The organism is Natrinema pallidum DSM 3751 (assembly GCF_000337615.1).
Lineage (GTDB): Archaea > Halobacteriota > Halobacteria > Halobacteriales > Natrialbaceae > Natrinema > Natrinema pallidum.
In genome coordinates, this window is sequence record NZ_AOII01000089.1 from 1 (window position 1) to 23,506 (window position 23,506).

Annotated in this window: 23 protein-coding genes; 10 read left to right on the forward strand and 13 right to left on the reverse strand. The window is 64.8% G+C overall.

The genetic code is table 11. The annotated features are described in order from the left end of the window. Positions 1-3: 3 nt before the first annotated feature. The 5 genes from C487_RS22075 to C487_RS15255 are packed head-to-tail and all read right to left on the reverse strand — an operon-like array spanning position 4 to position 7,497. Positions 4-1,575, reverse strand: a complete 1,572-nt coding sequence (locus tag C487_RS22075; protein WP_006186704.1) for a SpoVR family protein — start codon at positions 1,573-1,575, stop codon at positions 4-6. Then, the gene (locus tag C487_RS15240) at positions 1,568-2,896 is read right to left on the reverse strand and encodes a YeaH/YhbH family protein (RefSeq protein ID WP_006186705.1); all 1,329 of its coding nucleotides are present in this window, start codon (positions 2,894-2,896) and stop codon (positions 1,568-1,570) included. The genes C487_RS22075 and C487_RS15240 overlap by 8 nt, the downstream gene beginning before the upstream one ends. After that, the gene (locus C487_RS15245; RefSeq protein WP_006186706.1) at positions 2,887-5,172 is read right to left on the reverse strand and encodes a PrkA family serine protein kinase; all 2,286 of its coding nucleotides are present in this window, start codon (positions 5,170-5,172) and stop codon (positions 2,887-2,889) included. Before C487_RS15245 ends, C487_RS15240 begins: the two co-directional genes overlap by 10 nt. Positions 5,173-5,198: 26 nt before the next feature. Beyond that, positions 5,199-7,271: a PrkA family serine protein kinase gene (locus C487_RS15250; RefSeq protein WP_006186707.1), complete on the reverse strand. Its 2,073-nt coding sequence runs from the start codon at positions 7,269-7,271 to the stop codon at positions 5,199-5,201. A gap of 4 nt (positions 7,272-7,275) precedes the next feature. After that, complete coding sequence (locus C487_RS15255) at positions 7,276-7,497, reverse strand: hypothetical protein (protein WP_006186708.1); 222 nt, start codon at positions 7,495-7,497, stop codon at positions 7,276-7,278. A gap of 381 nt (positions 7,498-7,878) precedes the next feature. Between C487_RS15255 and C487_RS15260 the strand changes: the two genes are divergently transcribed. The 3 genes from C487_RS15260 to C487_RS15270 all read left to right on the forward strand — a co-directional run bounded on the left by C487_RS15260 (position 7,879) and on the right by C487_RS15270 (position 10,403). Continuing rightward, on the forward strand, positions 7,879-8,310 hold the full coding sequence (locus tag C487_RS15260; RefSeq protein ID WP_006186709.1) for a DUF5820 family protein: 432 nt from the start codon (positions 7,879-7,881) through the stop codon (positions 8,308-8,310). 94 nt (positions 8,311-8,404) lie between these two features. Then, positions 8,405-8,851 carry a UPF0179 family protein gene (locus C487_RS15265; protein ID WP_006186710.1) on the forward strand — a complete coding sequence of 149 codons (447 nt, stop codon included), beginning with the start codon at positions 8,405-8,407 and terminating at the stop codon, positions 8,849-8,851. A gap of 112 nt (positions 8,852-8,963) precedes the next feature. Next, positions 8,964-10,403, forward strand: coding sequence for a short-chain fatty acid transporter (locus C487_RS15270; RefSeq protein WP_006186711.1), 1,440 nt, complete (start codon positions 8,964-8,966; stop codon positions 10,401-10,403). Positions 10,404-10,447: 44 nt separating this feature from the next. Here C487_RS15270 and C487_RS15275 read toward each other — a convergent pair whose 3' ends face one another. Together C487_RS15275 and C487_RS15280 are read right to left on the reverse strand one after the other, a co-directional pair. Continuing rightward, positions 10,448-10,720, reverse strand: a complete 273-nt coding sequence (locus C487_RS15275) for a winged helix-turn-helix transcriptional regulator (protein WP_006186712.1) — start codon at positions 10,718-10,720, stop codon at positions 10,448-10,450. Positions 10,721-11,104: 384 nt separating this feature from the next. Then, positions 11,105-11,554 (reverse strand): acyl-CoA thioesterase, encoded by a 450-nt coding sequence (locus C487_RS15280; RefSeq protein ID WP_006186713.1) that lies wholly within the window; start codon positions 11,552-11,554, stop codon positions 11,105-11,107. A 153-nt stretch (positions 11,555-11,707) separates the two neighbouring features. On the opposite strand from C487_RS15280, the gene C487_RS15285 reads away from it, so the two are divergent. The 4 genes from C487_RS15285 to C487_RS21565 all read left to right on the forward strand — a co-directional run bounded on the left by C487_RS15285 (position 11,708) and on the right by C487_RS21565 (position 15,596). After that, a complete protein-coding gene (locus C487_RS15285; protein ID WP_006186714.1) occupies positions 11,708-13,480 on the forward strand; it encodes a TraB/GumN family protein in 1,773 nt (590 codons plus the stop codon). Further along, positions 13,477-14,109: a zinc metalloprotease gene (locus C487_RS15290; protein WP_006186715.1), complete on the forward strand. Its 633-nt coding sequence runs from the start codon at positions 13,477-13,479 to the stop codon at positions 14,107-14,109. Before C487_RS15285 ends, C487_RS15290 begins: the two co-directional genes overlap by 4 nt. Before the next feature lie 87 nt (positions 14,110-14,196). Further along, positions 14,197-15,192: a phosphoribosylformylglycinamidine cyclo-ligase gene (gene purM, locus C487_RS15295; RefSeq protein WP_006186716.1), complete on the forward strand. Its 996-nt coding sequence runs from the start codon at positions 14,197-14,199 to the stop codon at positions 15,190-15,192. A 272-nt stretch (positions 15,193-15,464) separates the two neighbouring features. Continuing rightward, positions 15,465-15,596, forward strand: a complete 132-nt coding sequence (locus tag C487_RS21565) for a zinc ribbon domain-containing protein (protein WP_006186717.1) — start codon at positions 15,465-15,467, stop codon at positions 15,594-15,596. 27 nt (positions 15,597-15,623) lie between these two features. Here the strand turns inward: C487_RS21565 and C487_RS15300 are convergent, their stop codons facing one another. Beyond that, positions 15,624-16,139, reverse strand: coding sequence for a macro domain-containing protein (locus C487_RS15300; RefSeq protein WP_006186718.1), 516 nt, complete (start codon positions 16,137-16,139; stop codon positions 15,624-15,626). A gap of 58 nt (positions 16,140-16,197) precedes the next feature. Then, entirely contained in the window at positions 16,198-16,515 is a 318-nt protein-coding gene (locus C487_RS15305; protein ID WP_006186719.1) for a hypothetical protein, read from the reverse strand. Between the two features lie 238 nt (positions 16,516-16,753). On the opposite strand from C487_RS15305, the gene C487_RS21100 reads away from it, so the two are divergent. Next, positions 16,754-16,921: a hypothetical protein gene (locus C487_RS21100; RefSeq protein WP_006186720.1), complete on the forward strand. Its 168-nt coding sequence runs from the start codon at positions 16,754-16,756 to the stop codon at positions 16,919-16,921. Between the two features lie 139 nt (positions 16,922-17,060). Here C487_RS21100 and dpsA read toward each other — a convergent pair whose 3' ends face one another. Further along, positions 17,061-17,606, reverse strand: coding sequence for a DNA starvation/stationary phase protection protein DpsA (dpsA, locus tag C487_RS15310; protein WP_006186721.1), 546 nt, complete (start codon positions 17,604-17,606; stop codon positions 17,061-17,063). A gap of 205 nt (positions 17,607-17,811) precedes the next feature. Between dpsA and C487_RS15315 the strand changes: the two genes are divergently transcribed. Then, positions 17,812-19,281 (forward strand): aldehyde dehydrogenase family protein, encoded by a 1,470-nt coding sequence (locus tag C487_RS15315; RefSeq protein WP_006186722.1) that lies wholly within the window; start codon positions 17,812-17,814, stop codon positions 19,279-19,281. A gap of 60 nt (positions 19,282-19,341) precedes the next feature. Here the strand turns inward: C487_RS15315 and C487_RS15320 are convergent, their stop codons facing one another. Next, entirely contained in the window at positions 19,342-20,493 is a 1,152-nt protein-coding gene (locus C487_RS15320; protein WP_006186723.1) for a hypothetical protein, read from the reverse strand. A gap of 83 nt (positions 20,494-20,576) precedes the next feature. On the opposite strand from C487_RS15320, the gene C487_RS15325 reads away from it, so the two are divergent. After that, the gene (locus C487_RS15325) at positions 20,577-21,542 is read left to right on the forward strand and encodes a sugar kinase (RefSeq protein WP_006186724.1); all 966 of its coding nucleotides are present in this window, start codon (positions 20,577-20,579) and stop codon (positions 21,540-21,542) included. Positions 21,543-21,900: 358 nt separating this feature from the next. Here C487_RS15325 and C487_RS15335 read toward each other — a convergent pair whose 3' ends face one another. After that, the gene (locus tag C487_RS15335) at positions 21,901-22,326 is read right to left on the reverse strand and encodes a CopG family ribbon-helix-helix protein (RefSeq protein ID WP_006186726.1); all 426 of its coding nucleotides are present in this window, start codon (positions 22,324-22,326) and stop codon (positions 21,901-21,903) included. 136 nt (positions 22,327-22,462) lie between these two features. Further along, a complete protein-coding gene (locus tag C487_RS15340; RefSeq protein WP_006186727.1) occupies positions 22,463-23,245 on the reverse strand; it encodes a creatininase family protein in 783 nt (260 codons plus the stop codon). Between the last annotated feature and the right edge of the window lie 261 nt (positions 23,246-23,506).

The window sequence follows — 23,506 nt, forward strand, 5'->3', positions numbered from 1 at the left end:
CCATCAGAGATGTGTATAAGAGACAGCAGTTGGATCGATCCCGAAGAGTTCGTCGACGAGCCCGGCGAACTCCTCGGCGTGGCGTTTCTCCCCGTTGGTAAACCCGACGTGCCCGGCAGCCGAAGAGATGTGGCCGTCACCCACGAGCAATCCCAAGAACCGACCGAACTGCTCGTCGATCGTGTCGGGAACGGCGATCGGGTCTCGCTGGACCAGTCCTCGATCTCCCCCCTGGAACTCCCCCAAGGCGTTCTCTACGGCTTCGGCCTTTCGTGCCCGGCCGACTCGTCGGTACCGCATGACCGTCCAGACCGAAACACCAGCTTCCTCGGCGACATCGTTCAGCGTGACGTTTTCGGGCGGCTGCCACTCGAGATCAACGTACGTCGATGGCCACGTTTCGTTCCCACCCGAGACTTCGATTTCGTCGCCGACCGACAGCTCGTCAAGGCGCGACCACGAGCCGTCCGGAAGCCGAATCCGGTGATTGTTCGACCCGGTCAGTTCGAAGCCGCGACGGGTCTCGATCGTCACGGTGTCGTGATCGTGAATGACGTTCGAGTCGTAGACCGCACGGGACGTTTCTCCGTCGGAGACGGTCATGTGGTTATCGACCACTTCACGCATCGAGACAAGTCCGTCGGCAGTGAATATTGGCGTGTCCGGATCGACACAGGCCCAGCCCTCGTTCATCACCTTCGTCATCTTCTGGGCGGCGAAGTAGTAGGCCTCCGCGCGCATCATATCGAGGATGTCGCGTTGCCACTCCTCCATCTCGACGCCCCGACCGGCTTCGTCGTCGTACTGCTTGCCGTGTTCGCGAACGAAGGCCAGCAGGTCCTTCTGTGGCTCCTCGGGGAAGGTCCCGGTAAGCTCCTCTTCCTCGAGTTGCTCGACCCACTCCTCGGTGAAGACTTCGCCTTTGATCTCGTCGGAGAGTTCGAGTTCGTCCAACTTCTCGGCGAGGTCCTCGTCGATCCCCTCGATCGCGGGTCCGTCGACGTCGAGCCGCCGGCTGAACACCTGATGCTGGTCGATATTGTCCTCGAGGGACAGGCAGTGGTCGATCCACTTCTCGACCTCGGCGCGGTCGATATCGGGGTCTGACATATACTCGTCGATCGCCCGCGCGTGACGCTCGAGCATGGCCGCGGCGTTGACCTGATCCTCGTCCGCGCGCCTGCTGGTAAACATGCCGAACCAGTCGTTGTTGGCGAAGAAGTCCGAGTGAGCCTCGACGTGGGTGATGACCGCCTTCTGGTCGGCGACCGTGTTGGACTCCTGCAGGAACGCGTGCGCGGGATTGTCGTTGTTGACGATCTCGAAGGCCTTCCCGCCCGCGTACTGCCCCTGCTTTTGTTGCTTGTCGTACTGCATCCCCCACCGCCAGTGAGGGTACCGGCTCTGGAACCCGCCGTAGGCGATGAGTTCGTTCATCTCGTCGTAGTCGATGATCCAGTACTTCACCGGATAGGGCTCGAGGCCGAGTTTCTCGGCGAGGGCCCGGGCCTCGTCGACCGGCTCCTCGAGTTCGCTGGCGATCGCCTGTTTGCGGAATCTGTCCGAATTACTCATTTGCAGTACCCTCCGTCGAGAGGATCTCGTAGATCGCGTCCGTCACGTCCGATTCGTCGTTGACGTACGCCACCGCGACATCGTCGGCGTCGGTACCGAAGTGACGCTCGAGTTCCTCGGCGTGGGTGGCGTTGATCGCGTTGCCGCTTGGCTGGGTCTCCACGTAGGCGTGGAGGTTCGCCGGGATTCCCTCCATCATCGGGACCACGCGCTCCTCGGTGTCGTTCGAGGAGTTCTCCGAGTCGCCCGCGGCGAAGACGTATCGGTTCCAGTCGGCCCAGGGGTAGTCCTCGAGCAACTCGGCGGCGAGCTCGTACGCGCTCGAGATTTTGGTGCCGCCGCCGCTGCGGATGCCGAAGAACTCGTCGCGGTCGACCGCCCAGGCGTCGGCGTCGTGGGCGATGTAGACGAACTCGGCGTTGTCGTACTTGCCCTGTAGGTACCAGTCCAGCGGGGTGAAGGTCCGCTCGACGAGTTCGCGTTTCTTCTCTCGCATCGAGCCGGAAACGTCGCGGATGTTGACGACGACGACGTTCTTCTCCTTCTCCTCGATGATTTCGGGGTGGCGGTAGCGTTCGTCCTCGCGGCGGAAGGGCACGTGTTTGATCCCCTCGCGGCGGATCTTCTGCTGGACGCTCTCGCGTTCGACGGTTGCCTCGACCTCCTCGATCGAGGCCCACTTCCCCCGCTCATCGTCGGGGATGTCCGCGTAGGCTTCTTCGATCCAGGCCATCGACACCGGCAGGTTCTCGCCGCGAGCCCACACGAAGACGTCGCGAGGTTCGATGTCCGCGACTTTACAGAGTTCCCGCAGGAACTCCTCGTCGAAGTCCATCGCGAGCTTGCGTTTGAGCCCCTCCTTGAACATCCGCTCGAAGTCGAGCGTGCTGTTGGGACCGGTCCGCGTGAGGTCGGTAAAGGGACCTTCCTTCTCCTCGACGACCGTCTTGCCCTTCGGATCGAGATCGAGCCCCAGTTCCTCGTCGAGTTCCGCGGCGAACTCCTCGGGGTCCATCTCGTAGTACTCGTGGTCGCCGCCGTCCTCGCCCGGCTCGCCGTCCTCGCCGTCGTCGTCACCCGGCTGCGGTTGTGGCTGGCCGACCGGTTGGCCGGTGTCGGGCGTGCCGTCCTCGCCTTGCCCGACGCCACCCTGATCGCGTTGATCGTACTCGAACTCCGGCAGCGAGACGATCTTGACCGGGATCTTGATCTCGCCCGGCCGGCTCTGGCCGAGGTCGCCGTACTGGATGAAGTCGGCCAGATCTTCGCGACGCTGTTCACCCACCTCCCGGAACCGCTCGAGGTCGTCTCTCAGTCCCATCTGTAGCTCACCTGTCCCATGACGTGTCTGCTGGTCAGTTCGGCCGACGCCTCGGAGTAGCCGAAGAGATCGACCATCGTATCGATCGTGCTCTCCTTGACGGCGGCCGTCTCGGTCCCGCTTGGCGGGTCGCTCCACTGGCGCGGGTCGAAGTCCCCGAAGGTCCGCTCGACGTCGTCCCAGTCGTGACTCTCGAGGACGGTCTTGATCACCGGGATCGCGGTGAGATCGACATCCTCAACGGCGAAGTCCTCGTCGCGGTGCTCCCAGGCGTGGCGGTTCAGCGACGTGATGACCTTCTCGCGCCGGAAGTTCCGGACGCTCTCGCGGGGCTGGTTCCCGTCGTACCCGCTCTCGGAGAACCGGCCGAGATGCTCGATCTCGAACAGCTTCATCGTCAGCGGATCGGGCTCGACGCGCTCCCCGCGGTCGTTGTACAGCGGCTCCTCGGTCTCCCAGGCGTAGACGTGTTCGACGTACTCGGCGACGGTCTCCTCGTCGACGCGTTTGTCGTGCATGATGGCCTCGATGACGTCGCTCTCCTGTTGATCGTAGATGTAGTTTTTCACGGGCACGACGCGGTTCTCGAACTCCGAGCGCTCGCCCGTCGAGAAGACCGGCGCGTCGATCAGCCCTTCGACCATGGCGTTTAACACGTCGCGGGGCATGACGATGTCCTCGACCGATGGCTCGGCGTGGTGGCGATCCCGATCGGTCTGGAGCAGTTCCGCGAGCGTGTCCCGCGTGTACGTGACCGGGATGCCGTGATCGCCGTCGTTGCCGTCGCCGTCGAAGTCGAACTCCGCTTTCTCCCGCCGGCTGTCGCCTTCCTGAAGGTAGCCCTGATCGTAGATCAAAGCCTTATCCACCAGATCGAGCCCGTTCGGGAGGTGTTCCTCGTCTAATCGCGTGACGACCGCGTACAGCGCGGCCGCTTCGATCGCGTGCGGCGCGAACTCCTGGACGCGCGTCTCGCCGTCGCGGTCCTTAACCGACATCGTCACCGGGGCACGAATCCGATCGGCGAGTTCGTCGTAGCTCTCGGCCTCCCAGACCGCCATCTCGTTTGTCAACTCGCGGCGAATGAGTTCCGTCTCGAGGCTCAGGTTCGTCAGATAACCGAAACGGTGTTTGTCCAACCGGCGTTTGAGTGCCTTCAGCGGGTCCATCCCGTTCCGATCCGCGTGCTGGTTGAGCTGGGCCTCGAGGTCGGGGTTCGAGATGATCAGGAGCTGGGAATCGACGTCCATCCCGACCCCCTTATCCAGTTTCACCGACTGCTCGTCGGGGACGTTCAGCAGCTTCTGGAGGAGATCGGCGTGCTGGGCTGCGTCCTCGACGATCGTCAGCACGCCGTTGCCCTGCGAGAGCACGCCGTCGTAGCTGAACGCCTGTGGGTTCTTCCGGCCCCGCGAGTCGAGTTCCTGGAGCATGCCGTGCATCCACGAGCCGACGAGGCGCTCCTTGGGCGGGCCGTCGTCCTCCGAGTGGAGGACCCCGACACCCTGGCCCGTATCGACGACGTAATTTTTCACGCGGAGGTGGCTCTCGTCGGTGATCGCCGAGAAGAGTTCCTCCTCGCCCGCCCGGCGGTAGCGCTCCTCCAAGAAGTCGTACGCTTCCCGGGAGAACGGATCGAGCTGTGCGTCGACCTGAATCGGTACGTGGTCGTCGAGGTCGGCGTTGAGTTGCTCGAGGAGATCGCCCCGCACCTCCGCGGGAAACACCGACAGCGGGTGGGCCTGGACGGGACTCTCGTACCAGTCCTGCTCGTCGGCGGCGCTGGTCTCGTCGCCGTAGCTCAGTCCGCGCTCGCCGCCCTCGGCGGTCGAGATGTTCCACTCGACGGTGTAGCGACGGCCCTCGGGCGTCTTCGAGTACTCGCGCAGGCCGTTGACCAGACAGCGTTTGAGTTCGGACTTGCCGGTCGCGGTCGGCCCCTCGAACCAGATGATCTTCTCGTCTTTCGCCCGGCCCGCGGCGATCGACCGCAGGTCGTCGACGAACCCGTTGAGTACCTCGGTGTTCCCGAGGATCGCGTGCTCACCGTCGTTGTACGGGTCGTCGAAGAAGCGATAGCGCTCCTTTTCCTCGCCCTCCTCGACGACCGTCCGGGTGCCCGCGGCCTCGATCGCCTCGAGCAGGTACTTCGAGGCATGGGAGGCGATCGACGGGTTCTCGAAGACCCGATCGACGTACGCCGCGAGGGACATCGGCTCCTCGTAGGTCTCCTCGAGCGCGCGGTCGGCCTCGGTGACGTAGTCGTGTCCGGTCATGTTAGTCGGCCTCGTGTCCGGTCATGTTAGTCGTCCATCTCCGCCTTGGCGACCTCCGCACCGGCGAACTCGAGCACCTCCTTGGCACCGCCCTCGGAGTAGCCCTGTTCGATCAGCGCATCGATCCACGCGGAGCGCTCGTCGTCGTCGAACTCGTTAGCGCTGACCAGCGCGGAGAAGTTGATATTGTGTTTCTTGTCCTCCCAGAGCTTGCGCTCGAGGGCGCGGCGCAGGCGCTCGTTGTCCTGGGGGTTGAACGCCTCGCCCTCGCGGGCGCGGCGGGAGACCCAATTGGAGACCTCCTGTCGGAAGTCCTCCTTGCGGTCCTCGGGAATGTCGAGTTTCTCCTCGACCGACCGGAGGAACGTCTCGTCGGGTTCCTGTTCGCGACCCGTGAGTTCGTCCTCGATCGTGTCGTCGTCGATGTAGGCCATCACGTGGTCCATGTACTTCTCGCCCTGGCGCTGGATCTCGTCGATATCGTAGGCTAGCGCGTGGCGGACGTCCTCGATGGCCCGCTCCTTGTACTCCTCGCGGACCGTCTCGAGGTAGCGGTAGTAGGTCTCGAAGTTGTCCTCCGGAATCGAGCCGTGGTGTTCCAAGTTCTCCTCGAAGAAGTTGAACACCGTCAGCGGCGAGAGGAACCCGCGCTGGCGGTGTTTGGAGTCCATGATGGCCTCGGCGATCTCGTCGCCGATGAACCGCGGTGAGATCCCGACCATGCCCTCGCCGATCTCGGCCTTTAGTTCGGCCTCTTCGCGGAGCTTCTTGGTGTCGATATCGTCGCCCTCGTCGATCTCGCCGTTGTAGGCCTTGGCCTTCGAGAGGAGTCCGACGGTCTCGGTGTCGGGCTCCTCGATGCGGGTTAAGACGCCGAAGAGTCCCGCCATCTCGAGGGTGTGTGGCTCGACGTTGATGTCGGGGACGTCGGCGTTTTGCAGCATCTTCTCGTAGATGCTAGCCTCGTCCTCGTAGGAAAGGACGTAGGGGAAGTCGATCCGCTTGGTGCGGTCGTTGAACGCCTCCATCTTCTCGTCGCCCTTCTTGTCCTTGTACTCGGGCATGTTCGTCCGGCCGACGATCACCTGGTCAATGTCGATCCGGGGGTTGTTCTTGGGCTTGATCGTCTGCTCCTGGGTCGCATGGAGGAAGTCGTAGAGGAACTCCCGCTGGAGTTTGAGCAGTTCCTCGCCGGAGAAGATACCGCGGTTCGCGTTACAGAAGGCTCCCGAGTAGTCGAACGCGCGCGGATCGCTCTCGCCGTAGATAGCGATTTTCGAGTAGTTGACGTCGCCGGTGAGTTCGGTCTCGTCCTGGTTCTTCTTGTCCTTGGGTTCGAAGGTCTCGAGGCCCTGTCGTTTGTTCTCGTCGGCGACGAACCGGACGATCTCGACGTGGTTCTCGAGGACCTGTTGGAGGTCGTCGTCGTAGTACGCCAGCAGCTTGTCCATGTAGAACTCGCTTTCAGGGTCGAGCGCCTGCTCGTTCTGAATGGTGTAGGGCGCGTCGAGGTTCTCGTTGAGATCGTCGATAACCCGCTGGCGCTGCTCTACGGGTAAGAGCACGAGCGGGTCCTGGTTCATCGGGGAGCGGACGGAGTCATCGGCCGGGTCCTGATCCTGAATCACGTCACAGAGGTTCGTCCACCGGAAGGTGTACATCCGGCCGTCGTCCCGCAGCGTGTAGTCCTCGAAGTACTTGCGGACCTGCTTGTCGAAGTGGGACTTCCCGGAGCCGACCGGCCCGAGCAGAAGCTTGATTCGCCGTTCGGGGCCCAGCCGGCGAGCACCCGACTTGACCTTGTTGACGAACTCGTGGATCGACTGGTGGATGACCTTCCCGTAGAAGGTGTTCTCGCCGTCGCCCAGCGGGTCCTCGCTGGCGAGTTGGTACTCGACCATCCCTTCGGTCTCGTCGTAGGTCGTGCCGTAGTAATCGAACATGTCCGCGACGCGCTGGTGGGCGTTGCGGGCCACCTTCGGGTCCTCGTAGACCACTTCCAGGTACCAGTCGAAGGACTTGGTTTCCCGAAGGTCTGCGGGCATCGATTCCTTGTAATCCGTACTGAGCTGCTCGAGTGTTTCGATGTCACCGGTCATGGTATCATTGCCAGTTGCGGGGTTCCCCCGTCTGCTGTGCAGTCGTCCGTGATCCGCGGACTGCCTGCGTGGACGTCGTTCGACCAGCCGTGGCGTCGTGTGGCCGAACCGTCGGAATCCGTCGCCTCGCGTCACCCGACGTGAGTGCGTCGTGCTCGTCGGACTCCTCGAGGGGGGGCTCGGGGAGCGCAACCCGTTCGTGGGCGGCGGCGATTTGCCATGTCATATGTCATCTACCACCACTCGACGTTGCGCGATGCCTCGTCAGGGGATCGGGCAACGCTGCACCGGGGACGGGCGCGGAGTGGATCGGCCCGGCAAACGGATACCGATAGTATTTAATGAGTGAGTAATCCAGCTACTTAACCTTAGCCCCAAAAGGTATTTGTCAGGACTTAATTCCGGGAGAATATTGCCAGCACGCTGTGTTGATGTTCGGTATCACACCCCACATTCGGCCCCATTCGATATAAGTTACCGGCCTGCAGCATCCACGTCGGCTCGCGCGCGCCCCATCCCCAACCGCCGTCGGACCAGCGGAACCCAGCGGCCACCCGACCGGCCCAGTGGCGACGGGGATTTACGGTGAGGGGACCTACCGACGGCCATGTCGGATACGGATGCGGATGGCGTGGGTGACCGCTCGCGGCTACCGGACGCATGGACCGTCTGGAGTCAGGGGGAGCAGGGACGGCTCGTTCTCGCGTACCGACCGGACGTGTTCAACGCCGCGGACTTTCCCGCACCCTGTCTGCCGACGCTGTATCTCACCCACGGCAAGCGAACCCGTCGACCCGGTGTCAACCCCGCGGACACCGCCGATTCCGAGGACTGGTTCGTCACGCTCTACCTCGAGCCGGACGTGTCGCTGAACGAGACGCTGCGATACCCCACCCGGGACGACGCCCTCGAACGAACGATCGCACTCGCCCGGCAGTTCGACGACGGCGAAATCGACTATCGAGGGCTCTACCAGGTCCCTCGAGAGACGTACTTCGAACGACTGGACGAACTCACCGGCGACGAAACCGACGGCTGAATCGGTCCGCCCGCATCGCCTGCCGATCCACACTCGAGTTCCCGGCGCTCGACGGGACGTGACGCTTAACCGCCAGTGGCGACTACCACGTCCCATGTCGACCGTTACGCTCATCGGCTCCCGGCTGGCCGAGCCGGGAACCGAGTTCGTCTACGAGGGGGAAGCCGACGCCTGTACCGGCTGTCCCTATCGCAGCCAGTGTCTCAACCTCCACCCGGGCACGAAGTACCGCGTCACGTCCGTCCGGGAGAACGCCCAGACCCTCGAGTGTGCCATGCACGACGGCGGGGTCCGCGCCGTCGAAGTCGAGCCAGCCGCGACGCGCGCGAACATCACGTCAAAGGGTGCCTTCGCCGGGAGCAAGACGAGCCTCCCCGGTCCCTGCCCGTACGTCGACTGTCCCAGCCACGAGTACTGCGAACCCGACGGCGTCGAGTTCGACGAGGAGTACCGCATTCGGGAAATCATCGGCGACCCCCCACACGAGGTCTGCCATCTCGACCGCTCGCTCGAACTCGTCGAACTCGAGACCGACGACTGACCTCGCGGTTCGCCGTCGTCCCCGCCGGCGCGGGGTGCCGTCGACGAGTCCCCCCTCGAGCGCTCGTTCCCCCCGCGCAACGCTTAACACGGCATTTAGTATCACAACACGTATGCAGGACGCAGACCGTGCGGCGGCGACCGGGAACGGCATCGAACGGCTGGGGAACCGAATCGCGAACGTCGTCGAGCGATGGATGCCGAGCCCGTTCCTGTTCGCGATCATCCTGTCCTACGTCGTCTTCGCGGTCGGGATACTCGTCGAAGGGCAGGGCCCGACGGAGATGATCCAACACTGGTACGACGGGTTCTGGGCTTTCCTCACCTTCGCGATGCAGATGGTGTTGATCATCATGACCGGGTTCGTGATCGCCTACCACCCGCAGGTCAACGACGCGCTCCAGCGACTGGCGGCGGTCCCGAACTCCAGCAAGCAGGCCGTCGTCCTGGTCGGGGTCGTTTCGATGGTTCTGGCCTGGGTTCACTGGGGGCTGAGCCTCGTCGTCGGCGCGATCTTCGCGCGTGAGATGGGGAAGGCCGCCTATCGGGAGGGACTCACGGTCCACTACCCGCTGCTTTGTGTGGCCGGCTACATGGGCCTGGGACTGACCTGGCACTGGGGCCTCTCCGGCTCGGCACCCCTGCTGCTCGCGACGTCGGGCAACGAATTCATCGAACTCGGCGTCATCGACGAGCCGGTTAGCACCGGCGCAACGGTCTTCAGCGGATACGCGCTCGCGCTCACCGCGCTATCGATTCTCTTCGCGGCGACCGTGCTCTCCCTGCTGACGCCCGCCGCGGAGCGGTCGCGGGAGATCACCGAGTACATCCCCGAGAGCGAACTGCTCGAGTCGACGGCCGGCAGCGCCGACGACGACGCGGCGGACGATCTGACGCCGGCGGAACCATCGGACGACGGCCGCGTTCCAGCCGAGCGGATCGACAACAGTCGGTTGCTGGGCGGTGTCATCGCGCTGACCGGGGTCGCGGTGATCGCCTGGGAGTTCGCGACCGGCGGACTGGACGCACTGGACCTGAACGTGCTGAACTTCGGGTTCCTGTTCGCCGGCCTGGCGCTCTACACGCGGCCGGCGCTCTACCGGGACCGGTTCGGCGACGCCGCGGACGCCGCCGCCGGAATCATCCTCCTGTTCCCGTTTTTCGCGGGCATTCAGGGCATGATGAGCGGCTCCGGGCTGGCGGAAACGATGGCCGAAGGACTATTGGCGGTCTCGACCACCGAGACGTTCCCGATAATCGCGTGGCTCACGGCCGCGGTCGTCAACCTCTTCGTCCACTCCGGCGGCGGCGAGTGGATCGTTCTCGGCCCGCCGGTTCTCGAGGCCGCACAGGAGGTCGGAGTGCCGGTCGGCCAGGCGACGATCGCCTACGCCGTCGGGGACGCACACACGAACCTGCTGAACCCGTTCTGGGCGCTGCCGCTGCTCGCGATCACGAACATTCGGGCACGGGAAATGTTCGGCTACGCCGTCACGATGTTGCTCGCGCTGATCCCGTTCCTGGCGGTCGTCTTGCTCCTGTTGCCGTACTGATCGGCGCGGACGACCGACCCCGCGGTTCGAAGACGGTCGACGCGTTACTGGGGCTCGAGTTCGCCGTCGTCGAGCCAGGAACCGGCCCAGCACTCGATCTCGCTGAAGACCGGTTCGAGGGACTCGCCCTTGTCGGTGAGGCTGTAGTAGGTCGCCACGGGGGCGTCCTCCTCGATGCGGCGTTCGACGAACCCCATCTCGCCGAGATCGTCGAGCACACGCGAGAGGGTGCGGGCGTTCGCGTCGGTCGATCGCTTGAGTTCGTTAAATCGCTGTTCGCCGTCCAGCAGTTCGTGGAGTACCTGTCTCTTATACACATCTCTGATGGCGCGANGATGTGTATAAGAGACAGACATCGATCTGTGTGTCCTACGTCGTGAACCGGTATAGTAGTTCCCATCCGAACCGGGTAACACTGTGTTATCAGGCTTCGGCAGGCCGCTCGAGTCGGCCCCAGTCGCGGACCGGTCGTCTCGAGATCGACGCTGACCGCGGCGGGGTACCGTCTCGGCCGTTCTCGAGCGCGATGGCTCGAGTTCGATCGATTACTCGGGTGAGAGAGGGGCGGAGCGTCGAACATCGGCGTCCGGCCACCGGCCGGCAGCGACGGCACCGCAGTGAAAGAGTCGATTCGCTTCGGATGGGACACCGCTGTACGCGGGTTCCGATGGCGCTTACTCGTGCCGCCCGCTTCGAATCGGTCAGTCGGCCCGACCCAGATCGTCCGCGAGCGCCTCCCGCCGAAGCCGTTCACCCTCCTCGGTGTCGACGGTCAACTCGGGTACCGTCGTCGGCGTGTTGTCCTCGTCGATCGCGACGTAGACGAAGTACGATTCGGTGGTCCGCTCGCGCTCGTGGGTCTGGAGGTTTTCCCGCTCGGCGATCAGACGGACTTTCACGCTCGAGGTGCCCGCATCGTACACGTAGGCGGTGATGTACGCCGTGTCGCCGACTGGGATCGGCCGCTCGAAGTTCATCTGATTGACCCGCGCGGTGACACACATCTCGCCGGCAAATCGCATCGCGCTCATCGCGCCCACTTCGTCCATCCACTTCATCACGTTGCCCCCGTGGGCCACGTCGAGCATGTTGGCGTGGTTCGGCTGGACCATCTCGCGGTTCTCGATAACCGTCTCCCGTAAGGCCGTCATTGGCCGGTATTACCCGACGGCACCAATCAGTCTTGCTTTCACCGGTCGGCGTCGGCTGACGGCCCCGATGGCTCGACGGCGAGACTGTATTGACATTTGATATTCCTTCGCGGTCCGATACTGGTAAAAGTCGCCGCCGAGTTGGGGGGTATAATGAGCGATGCAGGCGAGGCCGACGTGCCGGAGCCGCCAGCACCACCCGACGGCGACGGCGGCTCCGTCGAGGTCCTCGGCACGGCACACGTCTCGCAAGCGAGTGTCGACGAGGTCCGCGAGACGGTCGCCAGCGAGGACCCGGACGTCGTCGCCGTCGAACTGGATGAAGGGCGCTACCGCCAGATGCAGGGCGGGACGCCGGACGACATCGAAGCGGGAGACCTCCTCTCCGGCAACACCGTCTTCCAGTTTCTGGCCTACTGGATGCTATCGTACGTCCAGTCGCGGCTCGGCGATCAGTTCGACATCGAGCCCGGTGCCGACATGCGGGCCGCCATCGAGGCCGCCGAAACGAACGGCAGCGGCGTTGCCCTGGTCGATCGGGACATTCAGGTAACGATCCAGCGATTCTGGAGTCGGCTATCGGTCATGGAGAAACTGAAGATGGTCGGCGGGCTCGCGCTCGGCATCACCGACCCCCGCACGCTCGGGCTCACCGCGGGTGCCGTCACCGGCGCGTTGCTCGGCTTTCTCGTCGCCGTCTTTCTCGCCCCGATACTCGGCGTCGGCGACCTCCTGTTGGTCGGGCTCACCGATCCCACGACGCTTCAGTACATCGGCGGCGGCGCACTCGGCGCGCTCGGCGGCGCGTTCCTCGGTCTCCTCTTTTTACCCTCCTTCGAGTCCGCCGGCCGATACACCGGCGGCTACCTCTCCGGGTTTTCGACGCGGATCCTCGCGGGGATCGGACTCGGCATCGCTGGCTGTCTCACGCTGATCGCGACCGGAACCTTCGTCGGGCCGTTCTCGGCTGCGACCGTCGAAAGCGCCGGCGTCTCCGCGGTCCGGGGGACGGCCGGAACGCTGGCCGGCCTCGGTGTCGGCGTTACGCTCGGTGCCGTCCTCGGGCTCGCGCTCGACGGGCTCGGTGGTGACGTCGAGGAGATCGAGGAGGTCGACATCGAGGAGATGACCGACGGCAACGTCGTCGACGCGATGATGGAGGAGTTCCGCCAGTTCAGTCCGGGCGGCGCGAACGCCCTGATCGACGAACGGGACGCGTACATCGCGCACAACCTCCACGAACTCCGTGAACAGGGGTACGACGTTCTCGCCGTCGTCGGTGCCGGTCATAAGGCCGGCATCGAACGACACCTGCTGAATCCCGACGAGATCCCCACCCTCGAGTCGCTCTCCGGAACCGCCTCGAGCCGCCGATTCTCGCCGCTGAAAGTCGTCGGCTACCTCGTCATGGTCGGCTTCCTCGGGTTCTTCTTCCTGCTGATCATGGCCGGGGTCAGGAACACGTTCCTGCTGAAGTTGTTCGCCGCTTGGTTCCTGTTCAACGGGCTCTTCGCGTTCACGCTGGCGCGGCTGGCCGGCGCACGTTGGACCAGCGCGGGCGTCGGCGGCGCGGTCGCCTGGCTGACGAGCATCAACCCACTGCTCGCACCCGGCTGGTTCGCCGGCTACGTCGAACTCAAACATCGCCCGGTCAACGTGCGGGACATCCAGACGCTCAACGAGATCGTCGGCGACACCGAGCGACCGGTCGGCGAGGCACTCGAGGACATGTTTAACGTCCCGCTGTTCCGGCTGATAATGATCGTCGCGCTCACGAACATCGGCAGCATGATCGCGACGGGGCTGTTCCCGTTCGTGATCCTGCCGTGGCTGGCTCCCGATATCGGCGGCGTCGATGTGCTCATGGGGCAGTTGCTCCAGGGAGCCCAGAACAGTCTCGAGTTGATTCGGGGGCTGCTATCGTGAGCTATCGCACCGCTCGGCAGTCCGATCCCGAACTGCGCTTTAGCGACACGGAGATCCGCGATCTCGCGATCGCGTGGGTCACGCTCAGCATCGCGTTCGCGCTGTTGTTCGCACCGGTTCACCGCGGCAAAAGTATCGGCGCGTTCATCACGATGGTCGGGCTGAGCCTCGTGACCGTCGGCGTCGCGTTCCTCCTCCACGAGATCGCACACAAGGTCATCGCGACCGAACACGGCCAGATCGCCGAGTTCCGAGCCGACTACCAGATGCTGTTCCTGGCGGTCATGGGGGCGCTCGTCGGCTTCCTCTTTGCCGCACCCGGAGCCGTCTACCACCGTGGACAGGTGACCCAACGCGAGAACGGCCTGATCGCGCTCGCGGGCCCGGTGACGAACCTCCTGTTAGCGCTGCTGTTCCTCACGCTGGTGATCCTCCCCGAGCCGTTCGGGACGATCGGCCAGATGGGGATCTGGATCAACCTCTTCCTCGCAGCGTTCAATATGATCCCGTTCGGCCCGCTGGATGGCAAGTCCGTCCTCGAGTGGCACAAGGGGGTCTTCGCAATCGTCTTCGTCCCGACGGTGCTGCTCGCGGCGTACGTGATCGTGTTCGTCGGCCCATTCAGGTAACGCCGACCACTGCGGTCGCTCGCGCGGTCCCACGGGCGTCTCGAACGGACCGGTGACCTTTTGCTCGCGCCGGGAGGTGCTTCCAGTATGACCGACACGGACGACGAGAGAGGCGACGCGGAGGGACTCACCTACGCCGAGACCGGCGTCGACATCGACGCCAGCGAGGACGCGACGGCGGCGCTGCTCGAGGCCTTCGGCAGCGACCTCCGGACCGAGTACGCTGGGCTGCTCGATATCGGCGACCGGTATCTCGCGTTGGCGACCGACGGCGTCGGGACGAAACTGCTCGTCGCCGAAGCGATCGAGGACTTCTCGACGATCGGCATCGACTGCATCGCGATGAACGTCAACGATCTCGTCGCGGCGGGGGTCGAGCCGGTCGCGTTCGTCGACTACCTCGCGATCGACGAGCCGGACGAGGAACTGACCAACCAGATCGGCGAGGGGCTCGCGGTGGGACTCGAGCAGGCCGATCTCACCATGCTCGGCGGCGAAACGGCGGTCATGCCCGAGGTGGTGAAGGGGTTCGACCTCGCGGGAACCTGTGTCGGACTCGCCGGAAAGGACGACATTTTCGACGGCGACGCGCGAGTCGGCGACGCGCTCGTCGGGTTTCCGTCGAACGGGATCCACTCGAACGGGCTGACTCTCGCTCGCGAGGCGGTGACTCGGACCCACGACTACACGGACGAGTTCCCGCTAGACCCGGAGAAAACGATTGGTGAGGAACTGCTGCGACCGACCCGGATCTACACCGACTTGCTCGAGCCGATGCGCGATCACGACGTCCACGCGGCGGCTCACGTCACGGGCGGGGGGTGGACGAACCTGCTGCGGATGGGCGACCACAGGTACGATATCGAGGCACCACTCCCGGCCCAGCCGATCTTCGAGTTCGTCCAGGCGGAGGGGAGCGTGACCGACGCGGAGATGCATCGGACGTTCAATATGGGGACCGGGTTCGTCGTCGCGCTGCCCGAGGACCGGGCCGAGGAGTTGGCCGCGGTGACCGATGGCCAGGTCATTGGACGCGTCACGGAGGGCGAGACGGTCGAGATCCGTGGGCTCTCGCTGTCCTGAACCGAGCCGACGCGCCGGCTTTCTCGAGACGGCGCCGACAGCACGGCGACCGAGTCCGTCGGTCCGGTAGGATCGAACCGGCGGATGGTCGCCACTGGACCGACCGACACACCCATCGTACCCCCATCATGCGAGCAGGTGAACACCGAGGGACGGTTGCGACGATAGTGTGATGAAACGACCCAACGAAAGTTGTGTGGTAACATGGTTCGTAGCACCCGATAGCGGCGGGGTCGCATCGCGGACTCCGGAATAGCAGCCACGACTCGAGCATGAAAGGGATACGCTGTCCGAACTGCAAGGGGAACGCCGGAACCGAGATCGACGGGGAGCTGTTGGGGCCGGGGATCAACCGAACGTTCGAATGCGAACGCTGTGGCCACACGTGGGAACTCGTCGTCTAAGGCGACCGCTCACACCGTCGGTGCCGTTCACCGATTCGGATTGCTCTTCTCGGAGTTCCCGGTCGCCGTTCGAAGGACATCGTACTCCTCGTCGCCGTAGGCGATCAACTGGACGGTTGAGAGCGTCTCGGGCTCGTACCGCTCGAGTTCCGCGCCGATGATCTCGGCCCCCGCCGCGAGATCGAAGCCGGCGATCCCACAGCCCAGCGCCGGGAGGACGAGCGATTCGCAACCGAGTGCGTCCGCCCGCTCGAGCGCGTGTCGCGTCGCGTCTCGAATGCTATCCGCCGTCGCCTCGCCGCCATGCGGCATCGCTGCGGCGTGGATGACGTGGTCGGCCTCGAGGTCGTAGGCGTCGGTGACCGCGACCGCGCCGAGGTCGATCGGTCCCGTTGCCATCGCCTCCTCGGCGATCCCCTCGCCCGCACCGCGACGGAGCGCGCCGGCGACGCCGGACCCCATCCGAAGGCTGGTGTTGGCCGCGTTGACGAGCGCGTCGGCGGACTGTGCGGCGATGTCGCCTTGAACGATGTCGTACTGCATATGCGCCGCTTCCTGATCGACGCCAATGAAGCTGACTCCGGCGGATAGCGCCGTCGGCTCAGTCCGTTCTGACCCAGTCGTCCGGCACCGGCCGGGTCTCGATATCCGCGTTCGCGATCCCGTAGAACTTCTCGCGGCCGACCGGCGTGCGAAGTCGGAGGACGCAGGTGTAGTCGGTCACCTCGAAGGCAGTCACCGAGCGGGCGGACCGTTGATGGGCGAATCGGAAGAGCTGATCCGCGTCGGCGGTCACGCGGTTCCCGAGCGACCAACTGAGGGACTCGACGTGTCCCCGCTCGACACCAAAGAGGGACGCGATCAGTGGCCGACCGTGTCGGCCCAGTGTCCCCTGTGACCGGTTCTCGTGTGAACGCATACTGGAACGATATCACTGAGTCCCGAAAAAAGATACTATATTCGCATGAGCCGCGATCGCATGCTGGGTCGGTGAGCAGTGGCGAACCGGACGGCTCAGCGGTCGGTTCCGTGAACGATCGCAGCCACAGGAGATCAAGGGACGCCAACGGCATCTGTCCGGCCAGTGGTATCTCTGCCTTGCGCAGTCTTAGGTCGACCAAAACCTTTTTAGAATTAGGCTCACCTAACTTCACCTGATGGACGTACCCGCCCGCAGGGAGGAGCCCGAACTCGACGAGGAACTCGAGGAGCCGACGGCGGTCGTGAGCAGTCACGAGACCCGCCCCGGAAAGACCGTCTTTACCGAACGAAACAACAGCGATGGGTGGATCGCGACCGATCTCACCGTCGATCTCGAGCGGTAACTGCGTCGGTACTCGTGGCGCGTGAGTTCGCGACCGGAACCGGCCGCGAACGTCGCCGTCACGCGTGCTCGGCGACGAAAAACTGTCTGCCGTCTTCGATCGTCGACGGGCCCGTTCTGGACCCGCTCGCCGACGTCGCTCAGTGAGTCGCTTCCTCGAGCACCAGGGTATCGCCTTCGAGGTAGTGCTCGAAGTGGTGCCCGTCCTCCTCGAGTTCGACGAGGATCTCGCGCAGGATCTCGGCGGTCGCGTGGTCGCCGAGGTTCTCCGCGAGTTCGATGCTGCCGCGCATCGACTCGATGATGTCGCCGTAGATTTCGAGGTCGTTTTCGAACATCGTGCGGACGTCGTAGACGTCTTCGCCCTCGAACTCGACGGTCGCGCGCTCCTCCTGGTTCGACGGCCCGGAGACCGGGACGCCGCCGAGCGCCTGGGCGCGCTCGGCGATTTCGTCAGCGCCTTCCTCGACGTGTTCGTACGCCTCCTCCAGGAACTCGTGGAGGGGCAGGAACTCCGCACCCTCGACGACCCAGTGGTGTTTCTTCAACTGATGGTAGAGGACGTACGAGTTCGCCAGTTCCGTGTTCAGTGCGTCGACGATCTGCTCGGCTTTGTCCTGCTCGAGGCGAAGCGCGTTCTCCTCGACGCTGTCTGCCGATTGGCGGACGGTCTCTTGGGTGCTCATCCTATCTCTCAGTAGGTGCGCATTCCACTTAAAGACTTCCCCTGAGAAAACATTTCTTTGTCATACCTAAAGAGAAATTTCGTGATGTGGGGCTAAGCTTGCGCATCAACCATAGTGAACGTGTTGCCGAACGGCACCGTCAATATCGCCTTTGTTTTTTCGAGCCTGAGTAAACATTTTCAATGAGGGGGCCCAAGGAACTGGTATGGCAACGAGAATCGCACAGCGGCGGGAGCGCATCTACGTCGACGGCGAGTGGCTCGAGACCGACGCCGAGTTGTCGGTCTCGGACCTCGCCGAGGGCGGGACGTTCGCACACGTCGCCGCCGCAGGGCCGACTGAGGCCCGCACTGCACTGGCCGCTGCCCACGAGATCAAACCCGAGCTACGCCAGACGACCGTCGTCGAGCGGGCCGCATGGTGTGAGACGATCGCCGACCGACTCCGCGAACGCGAAGAGGAGATCGCCGAGGTCATCGTCCGGGAAGCCGGCAAACCGATCTCCTCGGCTCGCGGCGAGGTCGGCCAGGCCGCCGAACGCTTCGATCGAGCAGCCGAGGAAGCCCGCACCATCGTCAGCACCGGCGAGTACCGCGAGGGCTCGACCGAGGGCCACGAGGGCTGGCAGGCGATCGTCAAACACGAGCCGATCGGCGCGGTGCTGTGTATCACGCCGTACAACTACCCGCTGGCGACGACGGCGCTGCAAGTCGCACCCGCGCTCGCGGCCGGGAACAGCGTCCTGCTCAAGCCAGCCAGCAAGACACCCATCTCGGCGGCGATCCTCGCCGACGTCATCGACGACGTCGACGGGATTCCGGACGGCGCGTTCAACTTCGTCCCCGGCGACGCCAGCGAGATCGGCGACGTCCTCTCGGGCGACGACCGCGTCAACGCGATCGCGATGACCGGCTCCTCGGGCGCGGGCAAACACGTCGCCCGGGAGAGCGGGATGGTGAATCTGCACATGGAACTCGGCGGCAACGCCCCGGCGATCGTCTTCGACGACGCCGACCTCACCGACGTCGCGGGTAACTGCGCGAAGGGATCGTTCAAGTACGCCGGCCAGCGCTGCTCGGCGATCTCGCGCGTGCTCGCCCATGAATCGGTTCACGACGACCTCGTCGACCTGATCGACGGGCAGATGGACGCCTGGCAAGCCGGCGACCTCTTCGCGGAGGACACCGCCCTCGGCCCGCTGATCAGCGCCGATCAGGCCGATTGGGTCGAGACGCTCGTCGAAGACGCCGTCGAGAAGGGCGCGGAGATCGTTCGCGGCGGCGAACGACGTGCCCCCGACGGCGTTCCGGACGAACTCGCCGATCAGTTCTTCGAACCGACGCTGCTCGCGAACGTCCCCCACGACGCCCGCATCGTCGACGAAGAACAGTTCGGCCCCATCGCCGCGATCACGACCTTCGAGGACGAAGCCGAGGCCCTCGAGATCGCGAACGGCTCCGACCTCGCGCTCGACGCGGCGGTCTTCACGAACGACTACAAGCGCGCGATGCGGCTGGCCGAGCGCGTCGACGCCGGCGCGGTCCGAATCAACGGCGCGCCGAGCCACGGGCTGGGCGACGTTCCGTTCGGCGGCAACAAGGACTCGGGGATCGGCCGCGAGGGCCTCGACGCCTCGATCCACGCGATGATGCGCGAAAAGAGCATCATCCTGTAAGTCGGCAGCCACCACTGCCAGCCGTCCTGTCGGATCGGTCTCGAATCCATCTGCCCGTCCTCAGAAGGAATACGAGTGCGTCGCGACGACGGTCTCGGTCTCGGTCTCGGTCTCGCTCCCGACGGCGACGACGGTCAGTTCTCCCGACGCCCCCGCGTCGTACTCGAACGTCGTCGTCTCCCCGACATCGGTCATTTCGGCTTCGTTCCCGTTCTCATCGCTGATTTCGAGCCGCTCAACCCCACTTTTCGAGATATAAGCCACGGTCACCGTCCGATCCGACGAGTCGGAGTCGATGGACACTCCCGCCTGCGGTTGTGCCGGCTGACTCTCGTGTTGGGCGAACAAATCCAGGTACTCGTACTCCTCGGTCGGAACGGTTCGCGTTGCCACGCCGACGTTGCCGTCGATCTCGACCGTCACGTCGTCGAACCGCTCCGACATCCGCTCCTCGAAGTCGGCCATCCGATCGGCGTCGGGATAGACGGCGACCGCCGAGTTGGTCGATGTCTCGGCCCCGAACGACCACGAGAAGGCGGCACCGGTCCCGTCCGTATCGCCCTCGTATTCGCCCCAGAGGATCGTCCGGTCGCCGACGCGCTCGAGTAACTGCGCGAAGCGGTCGTGCTCGTCGGCGCGGCGACCAGTTCCCTCGACGCCCGCCGCGAGGATCGCATCGAGGGCCGCGCCGTCGGCAGGGCTCATGACGACCGTGTCCGCGGAGACCGCGACTGAGACACCGTCGCGCTCGAGGACTGCGAACTCGCCCGTCGACGACTTTCGGTCCGTGTCGACCGCGTCGCGATCGAACGAGCCGTCGACGACGACGTTTCCGGCGACCCCCTCGGACCCGAATCTGAGCACCGACTCCACCGCCGACTCGCCGTTGGCCACCCGCTTGACGACCTCGCTGCCGTCGGCATCCGGCATCGTTGGCACGTCTTCGATGACGCTCGGCCGCAACTCGCCCTCATGCTGTCGGACCTCGGCGAGGTCCCGGAAGTGAAAGAGCAGTTCCGTACTGCTCGAGGCCGGAACCCAGCGCTCGAGTGGCGACAGTTCGCTCCCGCCACTCTCGGCTGTGTTGGGTGCTTCGTCCGATTCGCCGGTCTGGTCGCGACCGTCGTTCGGGAGTTGATCGAGACAGCCCGCGGCGAACGCGGTGAGGCTCGCCCCCGTTGCGAGTAGCCCGCGACGAGAAGGGTGTTTCATACGGATATGTTGGGATTACAACCAGTGTCATATATAGATTGGTTGTCGACAGAACTACCGCCGTCGATGGTGGATACGTGACCATGTCTCGCGACGTGCTGGTCGTCGGCGAAACGCTCATCGACTGGGTCCCCGAGCGGCCGGGCCCGCTCGCAACCGTGGCCGGGTTCGAGCGCCGCCCCGGCGGAGCGCCGGCGAACGTCGCCGTCGCCCTCGAACGACTCGAGAACCCGCCGCTGTTCTGGACCCGCGTCGGCGACGACCCGTTCGGACGATACCTGGAAGGAACGCTCGCCGACCACGGACTCCCCGACCGGTTCGTCGAACGCGATGCCGCTGCGAAGACGGCCCTCGCGTTCGTCACCCACGACGAGAGCGGCGACCGCGAGTTTACGTTCTACCGGGACGGGACCGCCGACACACGCCTCGAGCCCGGCCGGATCGACGATGCGACCCTCTCGGACTGCGACTGGGTCCACGCCGGCGGCGTAACGCTTTCGAGCGGGCCGGCGCGCGAGGCGACGCTGGACGTGCTCGAGCGGGCCGCGGCCGCGGACTGTACGGTCTCGTTCGACCCCAACTTCCGGGCCGAGTTGTGGGCCGACGGCGAGACGTTCGCGCGCGTGGTCGGCGATGCGCTCGCACATGTCGATATGTGTTTCGCGACGGTCGCCGAACTCGAGGCGCTCGGGTTCAGCGGCGAGACCCCGACGGCGGTCGCTCGAGCGACGGTCGACGGGAGTGGGACCCACGCTGTCTTCGTCACACGCGGCGAGGAGGGTGCCCTCGCGGTCGCGGCCGACGACGCACCGTGGCCCGCGGCCGCGGTCGACCATCCCGGCTTCGCGGTCGAGACCGTCGATACGACGGGTGCCGGTGACGCCTTCGTCGCCGGCGCGATCACTGCCCTCCGAGAGGGCCGGGGGCTCGAGGACACAGTCGCGTTCGCGAACGCGGTCGCGGCGACGGCCACCACCGCCCCAGGTGCGATGACGGCGCTCCCGACTCGAGACGAAGTCGCTCCACTGCTCGCGGACGAGTCGGACTGACGGCGGCGAACGCGATCAGCTACGGAACGGTCGCGACGCCGAGCGGGCGCGCCGCTACCGACTCGAGGATCGGGTTGCCGACCTGGAAGCCACGAACCGGGACCTCGAGGCGGAGACCGAGCGGCTCCGCCGCGAACTCGCGGCCCGCGAGGGGTCGCCGTGGGGACGCCGGTTGCGCGGCGCGATCGCACGGGTTCGGACGCTGAACATCGGCGTCGTCGAGGAACGAAACGAGTAGCGCGCCCGACTGTCCGATGAGGGAGCCGCGGGACGATCGAACGGATCGGTGAGCGAGACGGCCACCGTGTCTTCGAGGGCGAACCGACGCGGATGACACCGGCTCCGTCACACGGCGGCGCTATCCCTGTGCGAGCGGATCGAAACTATCGACCGGAATGACGGAGTAATCGACGGTCAACGCGTCCTTGGTCGCCCTGATCTTTCCGACGAACGCCGAGATGTCCTCGAGTTCGCCTTCGAGGACGAACAGTTCCATGCAGTAGTGATCGCCGACGTGGCTGTGGAAGTTCGAAGCGACGAGGTGTTCGTGTTCGTGACGCAGGTGCATCATCCGCTCCTCGACGCTGGTGGTCTCGTAGTCGAACAACACGGTGACGATCCCCATCAGGTCCCGCTCCTCGAGTCGCGTGTCCTCGAACTCCCCGAGCAGGTTCCGCGAGGCTTCCCTGACGACTTCGCTCCGACCGGTATAGCCGTGTTCCTCGGCGAACTGATCGAGCCGCGCGAGGAGTTCGTCCGGCATCGAGACGCTGACGACTGCCATATAATAAAATCGCACCAGCATCTATTAAGGATTATCATCGCTGATCGCTCGGGTCGGCCCGCTGACCGATAGTCGCAACTGAAACGATTCACACACTGATCGCAACGCCGTCCTGCGATCAGGTGTGCAGTGACTGTCAGTTGCGATCAGAGACGTGATCCGCGGGCAGCAGATCCTCGAACGGTTGGGCGGCGAGCCACTCGCAGAGCCGGACGAGTTGGTCGCTTGCAGCCTCGAAGAGTTGCTCGCCCTTCTGGGCCGAGGCATCCGTCTGATCACCCAGGACGCCGTTGGCGGTGTTGTCGGCCGCGTCGTAGAACGTCCGCGAGCCGTGTTTGATCGTCCCCGCCGCCTCGACGCTCGGGACCCCGGTCTCCCTGGCCTCCTCGAGCCGGTCGTCGTGGACGAGATCCGGTTCGAGATACTGGATCATCGAGGTCTCCTTCGGCCCGCCGTGGGGGCCGTTCTGCTCGAAGAGTTCGTCGACGAGGGTCGGAATCGAGTCGTTCCACATCCATTCGATGGCGTACGCGACTTCGTCCTGCCGGAGCCGTGCCCCGACCTCCCGGAGGTGTGGCACGTTCCCGCCGTGAGCGTTCACGTAAATCACCCGATCGATGCCGTGAGCGGTGAGGTTCCGCGTCAGCGACGCCACGTACTCCCTGAACGCCGGTGGGTCGACCCACATCGTCCCGGGGAACTGGCGGTGGTGACCGCTGACGCCGATATCGATCGTCGGGGTACGGAGAAAACCCGTTCGGTCGGCCGCCTCGCTCGCGAACGCCTCCGCGATCAGGTGGTCGGTCGCCTCCGGCAGATGCGGCCCGTGCTGTTCCGTCGATCCGAGCGGCACGAGCGCGAGCGATTCCGATTCGAAGTACGTCTCGAGGGCCGGCCATGCCTCGTCGCCGAGATACATGGACATTTCTCGCGTGCGGAGCATCAATAGCGTAGTGCCGACGCGCGCGGCGTACGGTCGAAATACGCGGCCGCGGCGACGAGCGGCGACACCGACATCACACGCTCATCCCGGCCGGCGTCGCACCGACGAGACGCTACCCGGTAATACCGTCTTACCGGATCTCGTCGCCATCACACTGATCGGGGGTCCCGACCGGCGTTCCGTCGACATCCGGACGCACTGAAGCGGCATCCAACGGCGTGTTCGAGGCCAGGCGGA

Bases quoted from the DNA above. Each gene is read 5' to 3' on its own strand.
- C487_RS15300 (WP_006186718.1), bottom strand. From the start codon at position 16,139: ATGCAGTACGACATCGTTCAAGGCGACATCGCCGCACAGTCCGCCGAC.
- dpsA (WP_006186721.1), bottom strand. From the start codon at position 17,606: ATGAGCACCCAAGAGACCGTCCGCCAATCGGCAGACAGCGTCGAGGAG.
- C487_RS15240 (WP_006186705.1), bottom strand. From the start codon at position 2,896: ATGGGACTGAGAGACGACCTCGAGCGGTTCCGGGAGGTGGGTGAACAG.
- purM (WP_006186716.1), top strand. From the start codon at position 14,197: ATGACCGACACGGACGACGAGAGAGGCGACGCGGAGGGACTCACCTAC.
- C487_RS21100 (WP_006186720.1), top strand. From the start codon at position 16,754: ATGGACGTACCCGCCCGCAGGGAGGAGCCCGAACTCGACGAGGAACTC.
- C487_RS15280 (WP_006186713.1), bottom strand. From the start codon at position 11,554: ATGACGGCCTTACGGGAGACGGTTATCGAGAACCGCGAGATGGTCCAG.
- C487_RS21565 (WP_006186717.1), top strand. From the start codon at position 15,465: ATGAAAGGGATACGCTGTCCGAACTGCAAGGGGAACGCCGGAACCGAG.
- C487_RS15285 (WP_006186714.1), top strand. From the start codon at position 11,708: ATGAGCGATGCAGGCGAGGCCGACGTGCCGGAGCCGCCAGCACCACCC.
- C487_RS15340 (WP_006186727.1), bottom strand. From the start codon at position 23,245: ATGTATCTCGGCGACGAGGCATGGCCGGCCCTCGAGACGTACTTCGAA.
- C487_RS15325 (WP_006186724.1), top strand. From the start codon at position 20,577: ATGTCTCGCGACGTGCTGGTCGTCGGCGAAACGCTCATCGACTGGGTC.
- C487_RS15245 (WP_006186706.1), bottom strand. From the start codon at position 5,172: ATGACCGGACACGACTACGTCACCGAGGCCGACCGCGCGCTCGAGGAG.
- C487_RS15265 (WP_006186710.1), top strand. From the start codon at position 8,405: ATGTCGACCGTTACGCTCATCGGCTCCCGGCTGGCCGAGCCGGGAACC.
- C487_RS15260 (WP_006186709.1), top strand. From the start codon at position 7,879: ATGTCGGATACGGATGCGGATGGCGTGGGTGACCGCTCGCGGCTACCG.
- C487_RS15255 (WP_006186708.1), bottom strand. From the start codon at position 7,497: ATGACATGGCAAATCGCCGCCGCCCACGAACGGGTTGCGCTCCCCGAG.
- C487_RS15315 (WP_006186722.1), top strand. From the start codon at position 17,812: ATGGCAACGAGAATCGCACAGCGGCGGGAGCGCATCTACGTCGACGGC.
- C487_RS15270 (WP_006186711.1), top strand. From the start codon at position 8,964: ATGCAGGACGCAGACCGTGCGGCGGCGACCGGGAACGGCATCGAACGG.
- C487_RS15335 (WP_006186726.1), bottom strand. From the start codon at position 22,326: ATGGCAGTCGTCAGCGTCTCGATGCCGGACGAACTCCTCGCGCGGCTC.
- C487_RS15250 (WP_006186707.1), bottom strand. From the start codon at position 7,271: ATGACCGGTGACATCGAAACACTCGAGCAGCTCAGTACGGATTACAAG.
- C487_RS22075 (WP_006186704.1), bottom strand. From the start codon at position 1,575: ATGAGTAATTCGGACAGATTCCGCAAACAGGCGATCGCCAGCGAACTC.
- C487_RS15305 (WP_006186719.1), bottom strand. From the start codon at position 16,515: ATGCGTTCACACGAGAACCGGTCACAGGGGACACTGGGCCGACACGGT.
- C487_RS15320 (WP_006186723.1), bottom strand. From the start codon at position 20,493: ATGAAACACCCTTCTCGTCGCGGGCTACTCGCAACGGGGGCGAGCCTC.